Here is an 18,101-nt window from a genome sequence, read left to right as displayed (position 1 = left end):
TTCCTGGCCGGTTCTGGGCGGCATGAGACTCGGCGCTACGGTTGTCCGGTGACGACTCGTGTAGTGGTGCTGGTGTCTGGCTCAGGGACCCTGCTGCAGGCCCTTCTTGATGCAGTGACCGCGGGGGACGTGGATGCTCGGGTCGTGGCGGTGGTCTCTGACCAGCCCGCGGCCCACGCCCTGGAACGGGCCCGAGCCGCGGGGGTGCCTGCCGTTGCCCACCCTCTCGTCAAGGGTTTGGATCGTGATCAGTGGGATGCCGAGCTGACCGGGATCGTCGCAGGCTTTCAGCCCGACCTGGTGGCTTCTGCGGGATTCATGAAGCTGCTGGGGAAGAGTTTCCTCGCTCGTTTTGGGGGACGCACCATCAACACCCATCCGGCGCTTTTGCCCAGCTTCCCCGGGATGCACGGCCCGAGGGACGCCTTGAACCACGGGGTGAAGGTCTCCGGTGCAACGATCTTCCTCGTCGACTCCGGGGTGGATACCGGTAGGATCCTGGCCCAAGGGGCCGTTGACGTGTTGCCCGACGACACTGTCGAAACCCTTCACGAACGTATCAAGGTGGTGGAGCGCTGCCTACTGGTGGAGACCGTGCGTGCCTGGAATGAAGGAGAGACATGACCGACCGGATTCAGCTGCGCCGCGCGCTGCTCAGCGTCTACGACAAGGAAGGCCTGGAGGAGCTGGCTACCGCCCTCCACACCGCTGGAGTGGAACTGGTTTCCACCGGATCTACTGCGACCCGGATCGCTGCTGCAGGGATCCCCGTAACCCCTGTTGAGCAGCTGACGGGATTCCCCGAATGCCTCGACGGTCGCGTCAAGACTCTCCATCCACGAATCCATGCCGGTATCCTCGCTGACCGCCGCCTGCCCGCCCACGTCTCCCAGCTGGAGGAACTCGATGTCGCTCCCTTCGACCTGGTGGTGGTGAACCTCTACCCGTTTGAAGCCACCGTCGCATCCGGTGCTGGGGCTGACGAGTGTATTGAACAGATCGACATCGGTGGGCCCTCGATGGTGCGTGCCGCAGCGAAGAACCACCCGAGTGTCGCGGTGGTCACGTCCACATCGCAGTATCCTGCCGTCCTGGCTGCTCTCACCGACGGCGGTTTCACTCTCCAGCAGCGCCGCGACCTCGCCACCGAGGCTTTCCGTCACACCGCCTCCTACGACATCGCCGTCGCATCCTGGATGGGGGCCACCGTGGTCGCCTCCACCGGGGACGGGTTCCCAGACTGGCTGGGTGGAGTTTGGCTGAAGAAACAGGACCTGCGTTACGGCGAGAACTCCCACCAGGAAGCGGCCCTTTACATCTATCCGCCTGGACCGAAGGGAATCGCTCAGGCCGAGCTGTTGCACGGCAAACCCATGAGCTATAACAACTACACCGACGGCGAGGCTGCCTACCGCGCCGCGAGCGACTTCACTGAGCCGTGTGTCGCGATCATCAAACACGCCAATCCGTGCGGGATCGCGGTGGGGTCCGACATCGCGGAGGCCCACCGCAGAGCCCACGCCTGCGATCCGGTCTCCGCCTTTGGTGGGGTGATCGCCGCCAACCGCCCCGTTACCGCCGAACTGGCCGAACAGATCAAGGACATTTTCACCGAGGTCGTGATCGCCCCCGAGTTCGACCCGGAGGCCCTGGCGATCCTCACCACGAAGAAGAACCTGCGACTGCTGAAGGCCGTCCCCTACACACACCGGGAACGTGTCCTCCATCCCATCTCCGGAGGTGCCCTGCTTCAGCGACCCGACCGCCTCGACGCTCCCGGCGACGACCCCGCGAATTGGGAACTCAAAGCGGGCGAGGCGGCAGACGATGCGACCCTGGACGACCTGGCCTTTGCGTGGCGGGCCTGCCGCGCCGTGAAGTCCAACGCCATTCTCCTGGCCCACGACGGCGCCTCCGTTGGTGTTGGCATGGGCCAGGTGAACCGCGTCGACTCGTGCCGTCTGGCGATTGAACGCGCGGGGGAGCGGGCAGCCGGGTCGGTGGCCGCCTCCGATGCCTTCTTCCCCTTCGCCGACGGACCGCGGATCCTGATCGACGGCGGTGTCCGGGCCATCGTCCAGCCGGGCGGCTCTCTACGTGACCAGGAAACCATCGATCTGTGTGCCGAACACGGCGTTGCGTTGTACTTCACCGGCACCCGTCACTTCTCCCACTGAGGCAGGGACAATGACCGCAGGAATCCTTGACGGCAAAGCCACGGCTGCCGCCATCAAGACGGAACTGAAGCAGCGGGTGGGCCGACTCCGTGATGTGGGAGTGATACCCGGGCTGGCGACGGTGCTCGTCGGTGACGACCCGGCCAGCCAGAACTACGTGCGCATGAAACACCGCGACTGCGAGCAGGTGGGAATCGCTTCCATCCGGGTGGAGCTGCCCGCTGACGCCACCGCCGTGCAGCTGGAGGAGGCCGTCGCGGCGTTGAACGCCGACCCCGCCTGCACCGGCTACATCGTGCAGCTTCCCCTGCCGGGACATCTCGATGAGAACCGGGCGCTGAGGTTGATCGACCCGGACAAGGACGCCGACGGGTTGCACCCGATCAACCTGGGGAGGCTGGTGCTGAACGAACCCGCCCCCCTGCCCTGCACCCCCCGCGGCATCGTGGAGCTGGTGCGCCGCCACGGCATCGAATGGCGGGGGGCGGATGTGTGTGTGGTGGGTCGCGGTATCACGGTGGGGCGTCCCCTCGGGCTGATCCTGACCCGCCGCAGCGAGAACGCGACGGTAACCCTGTGTCACACCGGAACTCGCAACTTGGCCGAACACACCCGGCGGGCCGACATCGTGGTGGCGGCGGCGGGGAAGCCGGGCATGATTACCGCCGACATGATCCGTCAGGGAGCGGTGTGCATCGACGTCGGTGTCAGCCGGGTCGAGGGCAGGACCACCGGGGACCTGGCGCCGGATGTGTGGGACAAAGCGGCCTGGGTCACCCCGAATCCTGGCGGGGTGGGTCCCATGACCCGCGCCATGCTGCTCAGCAATGTCGTCGACCGTGCCGAGGTACTCCATGCCAACCCCAACAGTTAACCGACTCCCCACGAACCCGTGGCCGTTGGCAGCAGTGCTCGGCGTGTTCTCACTCGGCGTGTTGATCGCGGGGTTCGGGCACTGGCGCTACGGGGCGGTGGTGATGGCCGCGGCGACCCTGCTCGGGGGGATCGCCCGGATGCTTCTGCCGCGCCACGTCTCGGGGTTGCTGGTGGTCCGGCGACGCTGGATGGACATCACCATCCTCTTCAGTCTGGGCACCGCGATCGGCGTGTTGGCGCTGGTGGTTCCCCCCGGCACATGAGATGCGGAGATGGGCGATAGGCTCGGAGGTGGACATCACCGTCGAAAGAAAGGTCCGCACGATGAGCACTGAGGCTCCCGTCAAGATCGCAGTGACCGGCGCAGCCGGCCAGATCTGCTACAGCCTGCTGTTCCGGATAGCCAGCGGCTCCCTGCTGGGTGATCGGCCCATCGAGCTGCGTCTGCTGGAGATCACCCCGGCCCTGAAGGCCCTGGAGGGTGTCGTCATGGAACTCGACGACTGCGCCTTCCCGAACCTGAAGAACATCGTCATCGGCGATGACCCGAAGAAGGTCTTCGACGGCGTCAATCTGGCGATGCTGGTCGGCGCCATGCCCCGTAAGGCCGGCATGGAACGCGGCGACCTGCTGAGCGCCAACGGCGCCATCTTCACCGCCCAGGGCAAGGCCTTGAACGATGTGGCGGCGGACGACGTCCGTGTGCTGGTGACCGGTAACCCGGCCAACACCAATGCGCTGATCGCTTCCAGCAACGCTCCCGACATCCCGAAGGAACGTTTCAACGCCCTCACCCGTCTGGATCACAACCGTGCGAAGTCTCAGCTCGCCCAGAAACTCGGTCGTCCGGTCGAGGAGATCAAGAAGATGACCATCTGGGGTAACCACTCCTCCACCCAGTACCCCGACATCTTCCACGCCGAGGTGGGTGGGAAGAACGCCGCCGAACTGGTGAACGATGAGGCCTGGATTGAATCCACCTTCATCCCGACGGTCGCCAAGCGTGGCGCTGCCATCATCGAGGCCCGCGGGCTGTCCTCCGCTGCCTCTGCGGCGAACGCGACTGTCGAGCACATGCGTGACTGGGTGCTTGGCACTCCTGACGGCGACTGGGTTTCTATGGCGGTTCCCTCCGACGGCTCCTACGGGGTTGCTGAGGGCGTCATCTCCTCCTTCCCGTGTGTCATCAAGAACGGCGTGTACGAGATCGTTCAGGGCCTCGAGATCGATTCGTTCTCCCGCGCCAAGATTGACGCATCCGTCGCTGAGCTGCTCGATGAGCGCAAGGCGGTCAAGGAACTCGGTTTGATCTGATCCGGTAGGAAACGCACAGGTGCCCGGCGGTTCTCCGCCGGGCACCTGTCGTTGTTCTGATGGTATTGGCCCGGATCGCGACGAAAGCGACCCGGGCCAATTCAGTTCGTGGGATCAGAGCCCCAGTTCTCCGGCGAAGTCACCAGCTTCCAGCCGTGCCTTGATCAGGCTGAGGAAGTTGGCGGCCTTGGCGCCATCAATGAGTCGGTGATCGTAGGTGAGCGACAGGTACATCATGTCCCGGATGGCGATGGTGTCGCCGCCCAGGGCATCGGTGACCACCACGGGCCGCTTCACCAGTGCACCGGTACCGAGGATCGCCACCTGCGGCAGGTTGATGATCGGGGTGTCGAAAAGGGTCCCCGCCGAGCCGTAGTTGGTGATGGTGAAGGTGCCGCCGCTCAGTTCGTCGGGGCCGACCTTTCCAGCGCGGGTGCGCGCCGCCAGGTCACCGATGCGCTTGGCAAGCCCGGCCAGGTTCAGGTCCCCGGCGTCATGAATCACAGGCACCATCAGACCGCGATCGGTGTCCACGGCAATGCCGATGTTCTCCTGCGATGCATAGGTCACGGTACCCGCTTCGAAATCGGGTGAGGCGTTGAGCATGGGCATCGCCTTCAGGGCCTCGATCGTGGCTTTCGTGATGAACGGCAGATAGGACAGGGAGGCGCCCTCGCGTTTCTTGAACTCGTCCTTCGCAGCCTTGCGCAGCTTCGAGATGGCGGTCACGTCCACCTCGACCGTGGCGGTGAGCTGCGAGGCCACCCGCAGCGACTCCGTCATCCGCTCCGCGATCACCTTGCGCATCCGCGACAGCTTCTCCGTGGTGCCGCGCAGCTTCGCTGCTTCCTCCGAGACAGCGGCAACCTGGGGAGCCGCGGCAGCAGGCGCGCTCACCTCGGCAGCAGCGCTGGGAGCGGGCGCGGAAGAGGCCTTCTTGGCAGCTTCGGCGGCATCAAGGATGTCCTGTTTACGAATACGACCTCCGACGCCGGTACCCCGGACGGAGTTCAGGGCGATGCCGTGCTCGGCAGCGAGTTTGCGAACCAGAGGCGTGACGTAGACCCCTTCCTCGGAGGAAGCCCGGCGAGCGGTGGCCGGCGCGGCAGGAGCCGGGGAAGGGGGCGTGGCCGGCGCGGCAGGAGCCGGTGCGGCGGCAGAGGGTTGCGGAGCGGGCTCAGGGGCCGGTGCTGGCGTGGCAGCGGCAGCATCTCCGACCAACGCCAGAACGGCGCCAACTGCTGCGGTTTCGTCCTCTGCGACACGGATCTCCAGGAGGGTTCCCGCGGCGGGGGAGGGGATTTCGGTGTCTACCTTGTCCGTGGAGACCTCGAGGAGGGGCTCGTCCACCTCGACGGTCTCTCCGACGGCCTTCAGCCAGCGGGAGATGGTGCCCTCGGTCACCGACTCACCGAGCGCAGGCAAAACCACCTCGGTGGCGTCTCCGGTGGATGCGGCCTGCGGCGTTGCGGGCTCAGGTGTTGATGCAGGGGCAGGCTCCGCGACGGGCGTTGGCGCGGTTTCTGCAACGGGCTGGGGTTCTGGTGCTGCTGGCGGTGTAGGAGTTTCACTGGCTTCGCCGATCACCGCCAGGACGGCACCGACCTCCGCCACGTCGTCCTCGTTGAACCTGATCTCCAGTAGGGTCCCGGCCACAGGGGAGGGAATCTCGGTGTCTACCTTGTCCGTGGAGACCTCGAGGAGGGGCTCGTCCACCTCGACGATCTCTCCGACGGCCTTCAGCCAGCGGGAGATGGTGCCTTCGGTGACCGACTCGCCCAGTACCGGGAGTTTTACTTCAGTTGACATGTGAACATTGGCTCCTTTTGTGTCTGGCGCGTCGCTATCCGTCCCAAGCCTATCCTTCAATCAGGTGTGCATGTGCAGGGCTGACCCGGCGAGGGCGAGGTTTGCCTCCGCCAGCGCCTCACTGAGGCTCGGATGCGGGTGCATCAGGTCCTTCACGTCGTCAGGGGTGGCCTGCCAACCCACCATCAGTGTTCCTTCGGCTATCAGCTCAGCGATCTCATCGCCGACGGCATGAACACCTACGACCGGGCCGCCCGGACGCCGGACCACCCGCACCAGTCCCGCGTCGCGGTCCCCGGGAGCCAGCATCAGGGCGCGGGCATTGCCGCGCAGGTCGAAATCTGAGAACTCGCAGCCTCCGGTCGCTGCTGCCTGCTCCCGGGTCATACCTACCGATGCGAACTGCGGACTCGAATAGGTGATCCGCGGGATGTCACGGTCTTCGGGAGGACGAGGACGGATGGGACGCTCGCCCATCAGATGGGCCAGGTGCTCTGCCAGGAAGATGCCGTGCGCGTAGCCGCGGTGCGCCAGCTGCGGGCCCACGACCAGATCCCCAACCGCGAATACTCTCGCGATGGTGGTGGCGAGCTCCCGGGTGGTGCTCACATGCCCCGTGGACGTGAGGGCGACGCCTGCCTCCTCCAATCCAAGGCCACTAGTGAGGGGGCGGCGGCCCACCGCGATCAGTGCGACATCCGCGGTGATGATCTCCTCGGGCAGCTGCAGGCGCACCTGGTCGCCGTCACGGACGATCCCCTTGGCTTTCTCCCCGAGTCGCAGCTCGACGCCCCGGGCCCTCAGGCGTCGTTCCAGCACGGCGACGAGGTCCGGATCCTCGTTCGGGAGCAGGTGTGGCGCCGCCTCCACCAGGACCACATCGACTCCCAGGTCGCGCCAGAGAGATGCGAACTCAACCCCGATGACGCCGCCGCCCAGGATGACGGCCCGCCCGGGAAGCCGTTCTAGGCGCAGCGCGTGCTCGCTGGTGAGGATGCGTTCCCCATCGGTCGGCAGGCCCAGCGTCACGGGGGTCGATCCGGTTGCCAGGGCGATGTTGTGGGCGCGCAGCAGTTCTCCGTCGACGTCGAGGGCGGGTCCTTCGGCATCGACCACCAGTCGACCATGTCCCGGAATCACCCGGATGCCGCGGGAACGGATCAAACCGGTCAGCCCGCGGTGTAGCCCCGAGACCACGGAGTCCGCGAAACTTCGCACCTTGGCGGCGTCCACCCCGGTGAGGATGGCGCCGATTCCCACCCTGTCGGCCTTGGCGACGGCGGCACGGATCTTCGCGGCCTGCAGCCACGCCTTGGTGGGTACGCACCCCCGGTGCAGACAGGTGCCGCCCACCTCCTTCTCCTCCACCAGCACCACGTCCAGGCCGAGCTGCGTGGCCCGCAGCGCGGTCGCGTAACCGGCGGGACCACCGCCCAGAATGGCCAGGTCGTGAACTTGCGTCATGCGGGACAGTCTTCCATCCTCCCGGCATAATGTTCGGGTGGGTTGGTTCTCGAAGCGCAAGGTTGCTGCAAAGGTCGCCAAGGAGCAGAAGGAAGTGGACGGTGTGCTCCTCGACCATCTCGATGGCTTTGTGACCACCCGCCGGGGCGTCGAGGCCTGGCTGGAGCAACCCACCAGCTTCAACAAACCATCGATCCTGCTGGTGGCCGCCGATGGGGAATCAACCCGGCGTGCTATCCCTTCGATCGCCTTCGGCTATGACTTCGCCTCCCGCCACGACATTCCAGCCTATGACGCGGGAGTGGTGCCGTATCCGCAACGCATGCGCGAATACGGGGCGAGGAACAAGAAGATCTCTGGATGAAGTCGGCTCTACCACAGAGCCCGCGACTCAACTCAGCCGAGAATATGCTCCTCTAGTGCATCGCTGTCAGCGATTTTCTCGTCTGGTGAGCGGGCTGATTGTGCCGCAGATCAGGGCACCGGAATGCCGGGGGCGACCCGGGCGCTGCTGATTCCCCGGTTGCTCTTTCCCAGGCGGAAACGTACTCGTCCTTTCAGCACCGTTCCTGACGTAGCCTTTCCAGCCACCAAGGGCTCGGCAGGGAAAAGGGTGAACGTCCAGACGTCGTTGTAATCGCTGTCAGGTATCACCCCGACGGGTGATTGAAGCAGACGTGCTCCCCACAGCTGGCGGGTCATGGCGTCGCGGGTGTCGTGTCCCAGAACCTCGAAACGTCGCCGCTCCGCAGTTCGGACATCCATGTGGCTTCCTGCCGAGATGCCCTGGGGGCCGACGACCGAGATGAACGGTGTCCACGGGATTTCGGGGAGGGTGAGGTCAACGCCTTGTCCCAGCGCAGGGTCCACGAAATCCTCGCTGAGATCCGAATTCTGCTGTTTCCGAACCACAGGTGGAAGGTGGGAACGGGTATCGATTTTCTCCGGGGATGGGATCAGCAGCAAGCCGAAATCCGTCATCTCTCCGAAACGGAATGTCGCACAATGTTCCCGGAGCGCTGCTGCCGTGCGTTCGGCACGTTTCCACCAGTCGATGTCCTGGATGGCCTCGAGATGTTCTACCGGAGTGGGCATCCCGCGATCTGCGAGCAATTCCCGGACAGCAGGGGCCATCCAGCCCGACCGGGTCATACGGTCGAGTTCGGTTTCCCGGAATGTCATGTGCATGCGGGCTCCTGGATTTCGCCTCGACGGATCGGGCGCCTTCTCGAGTTGCTGGGATGGCGCCGAGTCTCGTGTCAAATTATCAGTCACGGGGTCTTTTCGTGGGAACGAGGTAGCGATGCCCAGGGATCTTTGTGTGGCGCCCCGAGTGCATGTCTGGGAATCAGCGCCGATCATCGAGGAAGCGAAGAATGACCTCGGCGCAGCGCCCTGCCCCGTCGATGTCTTGCGTCAGGGTAGCCAGCTCTCGTGCGCGTCGCCGCAGGGTGGGGTCGGTGAGTAGCTGCTCAACTAGGGAGGGGATCTTGTTTCGGTGGATGTCGCGCATGGTGAAGGCCAGTGCGTTGCCAAAGTTCACGCATTCTTCGATGTTGAGTTTCTGTTCCATCTGCATGCCGATGCCTGCGAAAGGGATACCCGAGGTGCAGGCCGTCTGTACCGTCCCCTCGCCCCCGTGGATGAGCGATGCGTCAATGAGCCCGCTCAACTTGTGGGTGGGGAGGAAATCGAAGACCAGAACCGAAGCGGGCAGCCCACTGCGGTCCTGTGGGGTGAGGTAGCGGCCCGCCGTGGAGATGACGTCCACTTTGAGGTCCCCGAGGGCAGTGAGCAGCGGAAGTGCCACCTCGCGGCGGGCGGAGGAACCCAGGCCCACATGGATGAGCGGACGGCTGTGTTCCCGGGTGAGTTCCTCCACTTCCGGGGGTAGGGCCCCGGCGGCGTGGGCGTAGATGGGGCCGACGGCTACTTCACCGGATACCAGGGGCCGCCCGTCCAGCAGAGGGAACAGGGATGCGATCGGTGCCAGGTCGGCGTCGAGCATTACCGCGGTGCGTCTGGGAAGCCGGAGACCGTGTTCGCGGGCCACCCGGCGGAAAGCTACTGGTTTCCACCGGAGATGTCTGGCGAGTTTCCCGGCCAGAAACCCGGCGAGGTGGTTGATGCAGCGAGAAGTGAGACCTGTGTGCACACGCAGCGGGAGGCTGGAGACCGAGGCCAGATGGCTTGCACTCAAAGGGTAGGGGCGCAGGTATATCAACGGCACTCCGGCGATCCTGGCCGACAACAGGAGGGTGAGAGTCGTCCCGATGATCACCGCGTCGGGTTGCCAGCGTGCGATCAGGTCCAGCTCGTTGCGCACGCGAGTGCGCACCATGTGGGTTGTAAACGGGAAATGTGGTGAACGCCCCTGCTCGAAGGCGAAGAACCTGGCGGCCAGGGCATCGTCCACTTCGGGGGTGAGGAGGTCGAGTTCGAAACCTGCCTCCCGGATGTAGGGAGCGTACGTGCGGGAATACCCCATGAAACGCACATCGTGCCCAGCCCCGGTGAGCGCTCGGGCCACCTCGACCCCGCGAGAGGTCTCACCCAGATTGAAGGTCTCGGGGGCGAAGAGGAAACGTCGCTTAGGCGTTCTAGTGCTCATGGGTTCCTCATGGCTGAGGGCGCGATGTGCCCGGTTTGCTGAGTGAAGAACTCATTGATCTTCTGGCTCTCGGCCCATTCCTCTCTGCGGTCCGCAGCATGCCGTGATCGATCTTTTGCGGATCGTTTTCGGCGACCGTGCAGGTGCAGTTCCGTGGGGAGACGGTCTCCCAGGTACCCGGTGATGTCCAGTGGGAGGGCATCCGGGGGGTTCACCGGTCCGCTGCCTTGAGCATCCGGGCCAGGAGTACGCCGGTGATCCGGGCGCTGTCGCCCGTGTGTTCCGGGTGGGTGGCGAACCACCGGTCCAGCGCCACCACCATGTTCCATGTGAGTTCCACGTGAAGGCCAGCCGGGAGATCCCGCTCGATCTTTCCGAGGGCACGACCGTGTTCCACCATGAGCGTGCACCACTGGTGGGCTGCTCGTTCGAACCGGTCCCGCGTTTCCGACTGCGGAGCGTCGCGCAAGTGGAAGATCACGGGAACGGCGGCCAGGTCCTCGTCGCGGCAGGCTTCGCTGAAGGTATTCACGAGGTCGAGAACTGTGGGCCAGTAATTCTCGGCGGTGAGGGCGCTGGGGTCGGCCACCTCGATGCGGGTCGCCAGCAGGGCCAGACCGTCGGCGAGCGCGGCGTCGAACAGCGCTTCTTTCTCCTGGAAGAAGTGGTAAAAGGAGCTGCGGGGAAAGTTGGCCTCCGAGAGGATCCGCTGCAGGGAAGCTCCGCGGTAACCGTGGCGGGCGAAGTGGGTGCGGGCGGCGCGCATCAGGCGAGCGCGGCGCTCGGGAGCAATGGGTTTTCGGGGGCGCGGCATCCTTGCTGCTCCTTACTCATTGGTCAGGGAATGGTGCGAGGATACCTATTTCTGGACCGAATTGTCCAGATATTCTGGCGCCATGAAATCGTTGAAACCACAGTCACTGGATTCCCTGAAGTCTCTGCTGGGCGTCGCCGATCGGGAAGCGGCAGTCCCTGTGCTTGGCGCCGCCTCTGTATCCGCTTTGGCCGTGGGGCTGAGCGCCGGGAGCCGCGACGGAGCGGTGAAGGGAGCGGTTGCGGCAGGACTCGCCTTCGATCTCGTCGGTGGCCTGGTGGCCCTTCACTGGCCGTCCAACCGACGTGCTTTCGCCCGGAAAGACATCCCGGAGCGCCTTCTCTTCACGGGAATCCACGTGCAGCCCTTCGTTCTTCCGGCAATCGGGCAGGGGACATGGAGCCATGCCACCCGTCGTTACCTGACGGCCCTCGGGGCATCGGCGGCTCTGGAACTATTCGTTCCCCGTTCTCGTCTGCGTCCTGCGATCGCGACTGCGGCGGCTGCTGTTCTCGCGGTGGAAGACTGGCGACGCGGTAGAGGGCGGCGAAACCGATGGTTGGGGCCGGTTCTTCTGCTCAAACTCATCAGCGGACATGCAGGAATCCGCAGGAGCGGAGGGGCGCCGAGCTCTCCTGGTGAGAGGTCACGTCCACAAGGCCGCCGCAAAGCTGGTGGAGCCGACCGGCGAGACCCATCAGGAGGTCATGCCGAAGCCAGCTCACGCATGTCCCGGGAACCTCTCGGCCGGCCAGGCCGTCGGGACCGGATGCGGTTTTGACACGGACTGTCCGCCCAGGGGCTCACGGTCCGGCTCAAACAGCTTGCGGGAGAGGCTTCCCAAGCGCTCCCGTGGGTGGGGAGTGGTGGGTGTGACGATCATGGGGCGCCGGCCTGTGGCCGGTGCCCCGCGAAGCCGTTGTGGCTGGGCTCTCAGCTGGCCAGCTGGGTTGCCAGAGCCACCAACGTGCGCACCGCGGCACCTGTGCCGCCCAGCGGTGTGCAGCCGTACGGGGATTCGTCGTTCCACGCCGGGCCGGCGATGTCCAGGTGCGCCCAGGAAATTCCCTCCGGGATGAAGTGCTGCAGGAAGGCAGCCGCGGTCAGGGCTCCTCCGTAGCGACTCTTGCCACCGGAACGCAGATCTGCGATGTCCGACTTCAGGCCCTCACGGATGTCGTCGGTAATCGGCAGGTGCCAGAAACCCTCCCCGGCGACTTCGGCTGCGTCGAGCAGACGATCAGCGGCGGCATCGTCGCTGGCCATGAGCCCGGCGGTACGTTTCCCGAGGGCCACCATGCAGGCACCCGTCAACGTGGCGACGTCCACGATGAGGTTCGGGGAGTCAGTGCCGGCTCTTCCCAGCGCGTCGGCCATCACGAGCCGGCCCTCGGCGTCGGTGTTGACGTTCTCGACGGTGGTTCCATCAAACATGGTGAGCACGTCACCAGAGCGATAGGCAGTACCGGAGGGCAGGTTCTCGGCCATAGCGGCGTAGGCGGTGACCTTGACTGACAACCCGAGCGCCGCGATGGCCCGGGTGGCGGTGATCACGGCAGCCGCCCCCGACATGTCGCAGGTCATGGAGGCCATTTGCCCGGCGGGTTTGATGTCCAGGCCGCCGGAGTCGAAAGTGATGCCCTTGCCCACCAGTGCCAGGTGGAATTTCGCGCCGCGCGGGGCCCAGGTGAGACGGAGCAGGCGTGGAGACCTCGACGAGCCGCCTCCCACCGCGAGGATGCCGCCGTAGCCGCCTTTGGCAAGGGCTTTCTCGTCGAGGATCTCGGTCCCGACTTTGAGATCCGAGACGTGAGCCTTGGCGGATTCTGCGAAGGTCTCGGGGTAGAGCAGGTTCGGAGGGGTGTTGATCCAGTCACGTGCTTTCACCACGGCGGCTGCGATGACTCCAGCCTCCTCGACAGATTCCTTGAGCTGGGCGCGCCCCGTCACGAGCGTAATGGTGGACACGGAGCTCTTCTTGGGCTTCTGAGTGACGCAGGGAATGCGGTAGGCGCCCAGAACGGCGCCCTCTGCGGCGGCCCGTGCCAGCTCGGGGTCGTGTAGTTCGAGGGAGATGGTGACGTTCAGGTTCTCAGCGTCCTTCGTGCCACTGATCTTCCGCAGGGCGTCCCCACATGCGTGCCTGAGGGCCGACGGGGTGACGTCGACGTCACCTAGACCGACCACGACGAGTTTCTGCGGAACGGGGGGCAGGGTGGCCAATGTGCCGAGCTCGCTGCGGGCGCCCAATGCGATAGCGACCTCCAGTAGTGATGACGGGAGCTGTTTGCTCCAGGCCTTCTCCAGGTCCGCCGGCACCCCGACGAGGGTCGGGGTCCCGCCGACGCTGGTGAGGCCGACCACGATGACGTCGGCGTCCCGGTCGATGCTCTTTGCGGTCTTCAGGGCGGGAATGTTGGTGCTCACCGGGCCAGCTTAGAGGCTTTCTGGCAGGAGTTAGGAAGCGAGCGGGGCTCATGCCTGATCCCGATGGGAACAAAGTATTTCGTGGCGACCTGTTTTCATGGCTACCGAGTCGCCTAGCATCGTCACCATGAAACTGACTCTCATCGGAGCCCCCACTGACATTGGTGCCAGTGTCGCGGGCTGTCGCCTCGGACCAGGGGCCTTGCGTGTCGCTGGCATTGAAAAGGCCTTGCGGGCCTTCGGAGTGGACGTTCGCGACGCTGGCGACGTCATCGGGCCGCCGAATCCCCAGAGCCCGCCGGTCGACGGTTATCGCCACCTGCCGGAAGTGATCGAGTGGAACCGGGCGGTGCGCGATGCGGTTGCCGCAGAACTGGCGGATGGGCGGATGCCGGTGCTGATGGGTGGCGACCACAGCCTGGCTATCGGCAGCATCAGTGCCATCGCCGCGCACTGTCGCAAGGTTGGCAAGAAGCTGCGTGTCATCTGGGTGGACGCCCACGCCGACATCAACACCAATGAGCTCACCCCCTCCGGGAACATCCACGGCATGCCGGTGGCCTGCCTGCTCGGTGACGGACCGGAGGAACTGACCGGCATGTCGGACCGGAAACCCGCCATTGGTGTGGATAACATCCGCCAGGTCGGGTTGCGCAGCGTAGATCCCGGCGAGAAACGGGTGCTCGTGGACAAGGGCCTCGAGGTGTTTGATATGCGTTTCCTCGACGAGGCCGGCATGCGTCACGCCATGGAACGTGCCCTCCATGACCTCGATGAGGACACTCACATTCATCTCAGCCTTGACCTCGATTTCGTGGATCCGCAGGTCGCACCCGGAGTGGGAACCCCTGTCGTCGGGGGACCGACCTACCGAGAGGTGCAGCTGGCCATGGAGATGATCGCTGATACTGGGAGACTGGGCTCCATCGACCTGGTGGAGATCAACCCGGCACTTGACATTCGCAACACCACCGCTGAACTTGCTGTCGACCTCGTCGAGAGTTTGTTCGGAAAGTCCACCCTGCTTCGTTTCACCGAAGCCTGAAAGCCCTTTGCCTCGGGGCAGGCAGGACGTGAAGCGCGCCGTTCCTCGCTGTGTTCGTGACGAAGAACCCCTTGTCACGAACACAGCGAGGAGGATTGCATGGAACGTGCCCTTGGGCGGAACGGTGGGAAGTCGGGCGGCTCAGGATGACAAGGGCATGGGCGGCTGGATCTGCTGGCCGTTGTTCCAGAGGGCTACCTCGGCCACACCAGCTTCCAGCAGATCGGACCAGTACAACCCGAGCCAGCCCTCGGCCTCCGGTTGGCTGCCGAATTCGGGCAACAGATCCTGCGACCTGAGATCATCCATGTCATAGGCTCCCGCGGTCGGGTGCCACTGGTAGGTCATATCGTCTCCCCACGATTGATCCGGGGCGTCGGCCGCCGGAAACGACGGATCATCAACGACCGGTTGAACATGTACATCAACAATCCTCGGAGATTCGCTCTGGGGACACGCTGCAGCAGGAGGCGTTTGAAACCCCGCCACATGAACCACGTGTTGATGAAACTCAGGATAAGCATCACCCACAGTCCGAGACCGATGGAGACGCTGATCAGCGGCCACTGTGCTGTGGCCATCGTTCCGGCCATGATCAGGATCATCGCGGGGAACATGAACTCGGTGATCGTCCACCGGGTGTCGACATAGTCGCGTGCCAGAACACGTTCCGGTGATGCCTCCACCTTGTCCCAGGCATCTATCCGGGCCTTGGCCTGGGCCTCGCGGTCGGCCTTGCGTTGTTCCTTCGGGGTCAGGTTCGGATGCAGGCGCTGCATCCTTGCGGCCTCGGCCTGTTTGCGGGTGAGGGTTGGTTCGGATTTGCGTACTGGCTGGCGTCGGGGCACCTTCACCTTGCTGGAACCGTGTGAGGACGTGTGGTGCGTCTCGGTCTTGGGGATCGACGTTTCCTGGGCTTCCGGGGACTTCTTCTCCTTTTCCGTGGGGGAGGCGGCGGTCTTTTTTCCGGTTTCCGGTACCAACCGGGTGCGCTGGTGAGACTCGCGTCCCGATTGTTCGGTCTTGCGCTCATAGGGGCGGAACAGTGCCACGGAATCTACCTTCAGGTGGAGGAGTGAGATCGAGTGGTCATTCTAACGGTCTGTCAACATCAGGGGCGGAATCAGGGTGGTACCGTCTCCACGCAGCCCTCCGGGACGGTACGGTTGACGGAGTAGACCAGCAGTGGAAGGACCCCAATGGCAGGCATCTTTGAGCGGATCGCCTTGATGTTCAAGACCAAGGCTCACAAAACACTAGACAAGTACGAGGACCCGCGCGAGACCTTGGACTACTCCTACGAACGCCAGCTCGAGTTGCTCCGCAAGGTGCGTAGAGGGGTGGCGGACGTGGCCACCAGTCGCAAACGTGTTGAGCTCCAGGCCCAGAAGATGAGCTCCGAGATCGATCGTTACACGGTCACCGCGCAGCGTGCCCTTGAATCCAATCGTGAGGATCTCGCCCGAGAGGCCCTGACGCGAAAAGCCGGTCTCACCACCCAGCTCCAGGACCTCCAGAACCAGCACTCGGCCCTTCAAGCGGAAGAGGAGAAGCTGGTGCGGGCCAGCACCCGGCTCCAGGCAAAGGTGGATGCTTTCCGCACCCGGAAGGAAACCATCAAAGCCACCTACTCGGCGGCCGAGGCGCAGACGCGGATCAACGAGGCCTTCACTGGCATCTCCGAGGAGATGAGCGATGTGGGCATGGCCATCCAGCGCGCCGAGGACAAGACCATGCAGCTGCAGGCCCGTGCCTCCGCCGTCGACGAACTGCTGGCCTCCGGTGCTCTTGAGGACGCCACTGGCTCCGTCGGGAGTGATCTCGACCGCGAACTTGACGCTCTGGCCTCCGGTTCTTCGGTCGAGAACGAACTGGCAGCCATGAAGGCGCAGCTCAGCGGTGGGTCTGCCGCCACACATCCCCAGATTTCCTCTGCTCCCGCCACATCCAGCATGCCGATGATCGAGAACACCAGGACCGCCAACACCGAGGGGCAAGCATGATTGTTCGTATCTTGGGGCTCGGGCAGTGGACCATGGAACCCGAGCAGCTTCTCGAACTCAACGACATCGACGAGGCGGTCGAGAAAGCGGTCGCGGAAGGTGACCGGGAACAGCTTCGAAAAGAACTGCAGCGTCTCGTCGATGCTGTCCGGAGCAACGGCCAGGAGGTTCCCGACGACCTGATCGTCGAGTCTGATCTCGTGTTGCCTGACGTGGATGCCACACTCGACGAGGTGAAGAAACTGCTCGAAAGCACCTCGGAGTATTACGGTCTCGTTCCGGACACGGAGGTGGATCTCGAATCCATCCAGAACGAGTGAGGGTTCTGGTTTCCTGCGACGGCATCGGACGTCTCGACGCGGTCGAGACGTCCGATGCCGTCGCGCAGGCATTCGCGGCGAGGGGGGCGCAGGTTGCCGTTGCGCCCGTGAGTGCGGGAGGGGAAGGGTTTGCCGAGATCGTGAGGTGTTTCTCTCCGGACGCACACGTATTGACTGCTCACACCCTGTCCCAAGCGTGTGACCTGCTGGCCGAGGGGGCCGATTACCTGGACGTCACCGCCGTCCCCGCTCCCGGGCTGGAGGAGCTACTGGCGTTGCCGGTATCACCCGTTCATGCGGGAACCACCGTGGTGGTGCCGCACCGAGAAGCGGGACGTACCCTGACGGGGCTGACGGGATCATTGGCAGAACGAGGCAGGGAAACCGGGGCTGACATCGCGGCGACGCTCGCAGAGGATTCACGCGCCACCGCGTGGCTGGAGCGACTCAAAGTCGTCGATGAGGCGCCCGCGGGAGCGCTCTGTGGGCTGGGCGCGTGGGCGCTGGGTTGTGGGGCTCGGGTGGTCTCGGGCATCAGGCTCTGTGTCGACGGCTATCGGATGCAGACCTTGGCCGCCAAGGCTGATGTGATCGTGACGGGAGCTGGTGAGCTGGACTTTCACCATCGCGGCGGGGACGTTGTGGTTGAACTGACGCGCCTGGCAGTCGAGGCGCTGAGGCCGGTGGTCGTGGTGGCCGGTCGGAACTTCATCTCCCCCCGGGAACTGCGTCTGGCCGGAATCGAGGAGGCGCACGCCGTGGCCCCGCCGGGAGTGGCGCAAATTGACATCACCACTGAGCAGTTGGGGGCCATGGCGCGGCGGGTGGCCGTCACCTGGACTTGGTGAGGTCGCGAAGAGAAGTAGACTCAGGTCTGTGAGTGAAACCCAGACTGTTCCCCAGGGCGTCGTGCTGACCGACGTCGCCGTCTCCAAGGTGCGTTCCCTGCTGGAGGCCGAGGGCCGCACTGACCTGAGCCTGCGCATCGCGGTGCAACCAGGTGGTTGTTCCGGGCTGCGTTACCAGCTGTATTTCGATGACCGCGAACTCGATGGAGACATCGCCACCGAGTACGGCGACGTGAAGGTCGTCACCGACAAGATGAGCGCCCCTTACCTCGGCGGGGCCTCCATCGACTTCGTTGACACGATCGAGAAGCAGGGCTTCACGATCGACAACCCAAACGCCACAGGTGCCTGCGCCTGTGGAGATTCCTTCCACTGAATACCCCAGGGGTGGTG

The 18,101-nt window shown here is 64.6% G+C and carries 20 protein-coding genes; 12 read left to right on the top strand and 8 right to left on the bottom strand.

Features of this window, described 5'->3' with window-relative positions; translation table 11 throughout:
- The first annotated feature begins 48 nt into the window (after window positions 1-48).
- The 5 genes from purN to V7R84_RS09770 all read left to right on the top strand — a co-directional run bounded on the left by purN (window position 49) and on the right by V7R84_RS09770 (window position 4,367).
- Window positions 49-624, top strand: coding sequence for a phosphoribosylglycinamide formyltransferase (gene purN, locus V7R84_RS09790; protein WP_338568396.1), 576 nt, complete (start codon window positions 49-51; stop codon window positions 622-624).
- Window positions 621-2,177, top strand: coding sequence for a bifunctional phosphoribosylaminoimidazolecarboxamide formyltransferase/IMP cyclohydrolase (gene purH / locus V7R84_RS09785; protein ID WP_338568394.1), 1,557 nt, complete (start codon window positions 621-623; stop codon window positions 2,175-2,177). Before purN ends, purH begins: the two co-directional genes overlap by 4 nt.
- 10 nt (window positions 2,178-2,187) lie before the next feature.
- Window positions 2,188-3,051, top strand: coding sequence for a bifunctional methylenetetrahydrofolate dehydrogenase/methenyltetrahydrofolate cyclohydrolase (locus tag V7R84_RS09780; RefSeq protein WP_338568391.1), 864 nt, complete (start codon window positions 2,188-2,190; stop codon window positions 3,049-3,051).
- Window positions 3,032-3,316 (top strand): DUF3017 domain-containing protein, encoded by a 285-nt coding sequence (locus tag V7R84_RS09775; protein WP_338568388.1) that lies wholly within the window; start codon window positions 3,032-3,034, stop codon window positions 3,314-3,316. Before V7R84_RS09780 ends, V7R84_RS09775 begins: the two co-directional genes overlap by 20 nt.
- Window positions 3,317-3,377: 61 nt before the next feature.
- Window positions 3,378-4,367: a malate dehydrogenase gene (locus V7R84_RS09770; protein ID WP_338568386.1), complete on the top strand. Its 990-nt coding sequence runs from the start codon at window positions 3,378-3,380 to the stop codon at window positions 4,365-4,367.
- Window positions 4,368-4,481: 114 nt separating this feature from the next.
- On the opposite strand, the gene sucB is transcribed toward V7R84_RS09770, so the two are convergent.
- Window positions 4,482-6,176: a 2-oxoglutarate dehydrogenase, E2 component, dihydrolipoamide succinyltransferase gene (gene sucB, locus V7R84_RS09765; RefSeq protein WP_338568384.1), complete on the bottom strand. Its 1,695-nt coding sequence runs from the start codon at window positions 6,174-6,176 to the stop codon at window positions 4,482-4,484.
- Between the two features lie 60 nt (window positions 6,177-6,236).
- The gene (locus tag V7R84_RS09760) at window positions 6,237-7,640 is read right to left on the bottom strand and encodes an FAD-dependent oxidoreductase (RefSeq protein WP_338568381.1); all 1,404 of its coding nucleotides are present in this window, start codon (window positions 7,638-7,640) and stop codon (window positions 6,237-6,239) included.
- Window positions 7,641-7,677: 37 nt separating this feature from the next.
- On the opposite strand from V7R84_RS09760, the gene V7R84_RS09755 reads away from it, so the two are divergent.
- Window positions 7,678-8,004: a hypothetical protein gene (locus V7R84_RS09755; protein WP_338568378.1), complete on the top strand. Its 327-nt coding sequence runs from the start codon at window positions 7,678-7,680 to the stop codon at window positions 8,002-8,004.
- Window positions 8,005-8,114: 110 nt separating this feature from the next.
- On the opposite strand, the gene V7R84_RS09750 is transcribed toward V7R84_RS09755, so the two are convergent.
- The 3 genes from V7R84_RS09750 to V7R84_RS09740 all read right to left on the bottom strand — a co-directional run bounded on the left by V7R84_RS09750 (window position 8,115) and on the right by V7R84_RS09740 (window position 11,065).
- Window positions 8,115-8,828 carry a hypothetical protein gene (locus V7R84_RS09750; protein ID WP_338568376.1) on the bottom strand — a complete coding sequence of 238 codons (714 nt, stop codon included), beginning with the start codon at window positions 8,826-8,828 and terminating at the stop codon, window positions 8,115-8,117.
- 160 nt (window positions 8,829-8,988) lie between these two features.
- Window positions 8,989-10,251, bottom strand: a complete 1,263-nt coding sequence (locus V7R84_RS09745; protein WP_338568372.1) for a glycosyltransferase — start codon at window positions 10,249-10,251, stop codon at window positions 8,989-8,991.
- Window positions 10,252-10,462: 211 nt separating this feature from the next.
- Window positions 10,463-11,065 (bottom strand): helix-turn-helix domain-containing protein, encoded by a 603-nt coding sequence (locus tag V7R84_RS09740; RefSeq protein WP_338568370.1) that lies wholly within the window; start codon window positions 11,063-11,065, stop codon window positions 10,463-10,465.
- An 82-nt stretch (window positions 11,066-11,147) separates the two neighbouring features.
- Between V7R84_RS09740 and V7R84_RS09735 the strand changes: the two genes are divergently transcribed.
- Window positions 11,148-11,846 carry a hypothetical protein gene (locus V7R84_RS09735; protein ID WP_338568367.1) on the top strand — a complete coding sequence of 233 codons (699 nt, stop codon included), beginning with the start codon at window positions 11,148-11,150 and terminating at the stop codon, window positions 11,844-11,846.
- Window positions 11,847-11,998: 152 nt separating this feature from the next.
- Here V7R84_RS09735 and V7R84_RS09730 read toward each other — a convergent pair whose 3' ends face one another.
- The gene (locus tag V7R84_RS09730) at window positions 11,999-13,492 is read right to left on the bottom strand and encodes a leucyl aminopeptidase (RefSeq protein ID WP_338568365.1); all 1,494 of its coding nucleotides are present in this window, start codon (window positions 13,490-13,492) and stop codon (window positions 11,999-12,001) included.
- 127 nt (window positions 13,493-13,619) lie between these two features.
- Between V7R84_RS09730 and rocF the strand changes: the two genes are divergently transcribed.
- Window positions 13,620-14,537, top strand: a complete 918-nt coding sequence (rocF, locus tag V7R84_RS09725) for an arginase (protein ID WP_338568364.1) — start codon at window positions 13,620-13,622, stop codon at window positions 14,535-14,537.
- A 141-nt stretch (window positions 14,538-14,678) separates the two neighbouring features.
- Here the strand turns inward: rocF and V7R84_RS09720 are convergent, their stop codons facing one another.
- Both V7R84_RS09720 and V7R84_RS09715 read right to left on the bottom strand, forming a co-directional pair.
- On the bottom strand, window positions 14,679-14,885 hold the full coding sequence (locus V7R84_RS09720; protein WP_338568363.1) for a hypothetical protein: 207 nt from the start codon (window positions 14,883-14,885) through the stop codon (window positions 14,679-14,681).
- Window positions 14,882-15,589 carry a DUF3043 domain-containing protein gene (locus tag V7R84_RS09715; RefSeq protein ID WP_338568361.1) on the bottom strand — a complete coding sequence of 236 codons (708 nt, stop codon included), beginning with the start codon at window positions 15,587-15,589 and terminating at the stop codon, window positions 14,882-14,884. The genes V7R84_RS09720 and V7R84_RS09715 overlap by 4 nt, the downstream gene beginning before the upstream one ends.
- Before the next feature lie 147 nt (window positions 15,590-15,736).
- Between V7R84_RS09715 and V7R84_RS09710 the strand changes: the two genes are divergently transcribed.
- The 4 genes from V7R84_RS09710 to V7R84_RS09695 are packed head-to-tail and all read left to right on the top strand — an operon-like array spanning window position 15,737 to window position 18,084.
- Window positions 15,737-16,540: a PspA/IM30 family protein gene (locus V7R84_RS09710; RefSeq protein WP_338568359.1), complete on the top strand. Its 804-nt coding sequence runs from the start codon at window positions 15,737-15,739 to the stop codon at window positions 16,538-16,540.
- The gene (gene pspAA / locus V7R84_RS09705) at window positions 16,537-16,860 is read left to right on the top strand and encodes a PspA-associated protein PspAA (protein ID WP_338568357.1); all 324 of its coding nucleotides are present in this window, start codon (window positions 16,537-16,539) and stop codon (window positions 16,858-16,860) included. Before V7R84_RS09710 ends, pspAA begins: the two co-directional genes overlap by 4 nt.
- The gene (locus V7R84_RS09700; protein WP_338568356.1) at window positions 16,857-17,708 is read left to right on the top strand and encodes a glycerate kinase; all 852 of its coding nucleotides are present in this window, start codon (window positions 16,857-16,859) and stop codon (window positions 17,706-17,708) included. The genes pspAA and V7R84_RS09700 overlap by 4 nt, the downstream gene beginning before the upstream one ends.
- Window positions 17,709-17,736: 28 nt before the next feature.
- A complete protein-coding gene (locus V7R84_RS09695) occupies window positions 17,737-18,084 on the top strand; it encodes an iron-sulfur cluster assembly accessory protein (protein WP_338568354.1) in 348 nt (115 codons plus the stop codon).
- Window positions 18,085-18,101 lie beyond the last annotated feature (17 nt).

It is taken from the genome of Arachnia propionica (assembly GCF_037055325.1).
In the GTDB taxonomy this organism is placed as follows: Bacteria; Actinomycetota; Actinomycetes; order Propionibacteriales; family Propionibacteriaceae; genus Arachnia.
The sequence above is the reverse complement of the archived record's forward strand: the minus strand, read 5'-3'. Positions and strand labels throughout refer to the sequence as shown.

What these genes read in the sequence shown, in the direction of transcription:
- V7R84_RS09750 (WP_338568376.1), bottom strand. Translation starts at nt 8,828, where the DNA reads ATGCACATGACATTCCGGGAAACCGAACTCGACCGTATGACCCGGTCG.
- V7R84_RS09735 (WP_338568367.1), top strand. Translation starts at nt 11,148, where the DNA reads ATGAAATCGTTGAAACCACAGTCACTGGATTCCCTGAAGTCTCTGCTG.
- V7R84_RS09775 (WP_338568388.1), top strand. Translation starts at nt 3,032, where the DNA reads ATGCCAACCCCAACAGTTAACCGACTCCCCACGAACCCGTGGCCGTTG.
- V7R84_RS09760 (WP_338568381.1), bottom strand. Translation starts at nt 7,640, where the DNA reads ATGACGCAAGTTCACGACCTGGCCATTCTGGGCGGTGGTCCCGCCGGT.
- pspAA (WP_338568357.1), top strand. Translation starts at nt 16,537, where the DNA reads ATGATTGTTCGTATCTTGGGGCTCGGGCAGTGGACCATGGAACCCGAG.
- sucB (WP_338568384.1), bottom strand. Translation starts at nt 6,176, where the DNA reads ATGTCAACTGAAGTAAAACTCCCGGTACTGGGCGAGTCGGTCACCGAA.
- rocF (WP_338568364.1), top strand. Translation starts at nt 13,620, where the DNA reads ATGAAACTGACTCTCATCGGAGCCCCCACTGACATTGGTGCCAGTGTC.
- V7R84_RS09745 (WP_338568372.1), bottom strand. Translation starts at nt 10,251, where the DNA reads ATGAGCACTAGAACGCCTAAGCGACGTTTCCTCTTCGCCCCCGAGACC.
- V7R84_RS09720 (WP_338568363.1), bottom strand. Translation starts at nt 14,885, where the DNA reads ATGACCTACCAGTGGCACCCGACCGCGGGAGCCTATGACATGGATGAT.
- V7R84_RS09770 (WP_338568386.1), top strand. Translation starts at nt 3,378, where the DNA reads ATGAGCACTGAGGCTCCCGTCAAGATCGCAGTGACCGGCGCAGCCGGC.
- V7R84_RS09740 (WP_338568370.1), bottom strand. Translation starts at nt 11,065, where the DNA reads ATGCCGCGCCCCCGAAAACCCATTGCTCCCGAGCGCCGCGCTCGCCTG.
- V7R84_RS09710 (WP_338568359.1), top strand. Translation starts at nt 15,737, where the DNA reads ATGGCAGGCATCTTTGAGCGGATCGCCTTGATGTTCAAGACCAAGGCT.
- V7R84_RS09780 (WP_338568391.1), top strand. Translation starts at nt 2,188, where the DNA reads ATGACCGCAGGAATCCTTGACGGCAAAGCCACGGCTGCCGCCATCAAG.
- purH (WP_338568394.1), top strand. Translation starts at nt 621, where the DNA reads ATGACCGACCGGATTCAGCTGCGCCGCGCGCTGCTCAGCGTCTACGAC.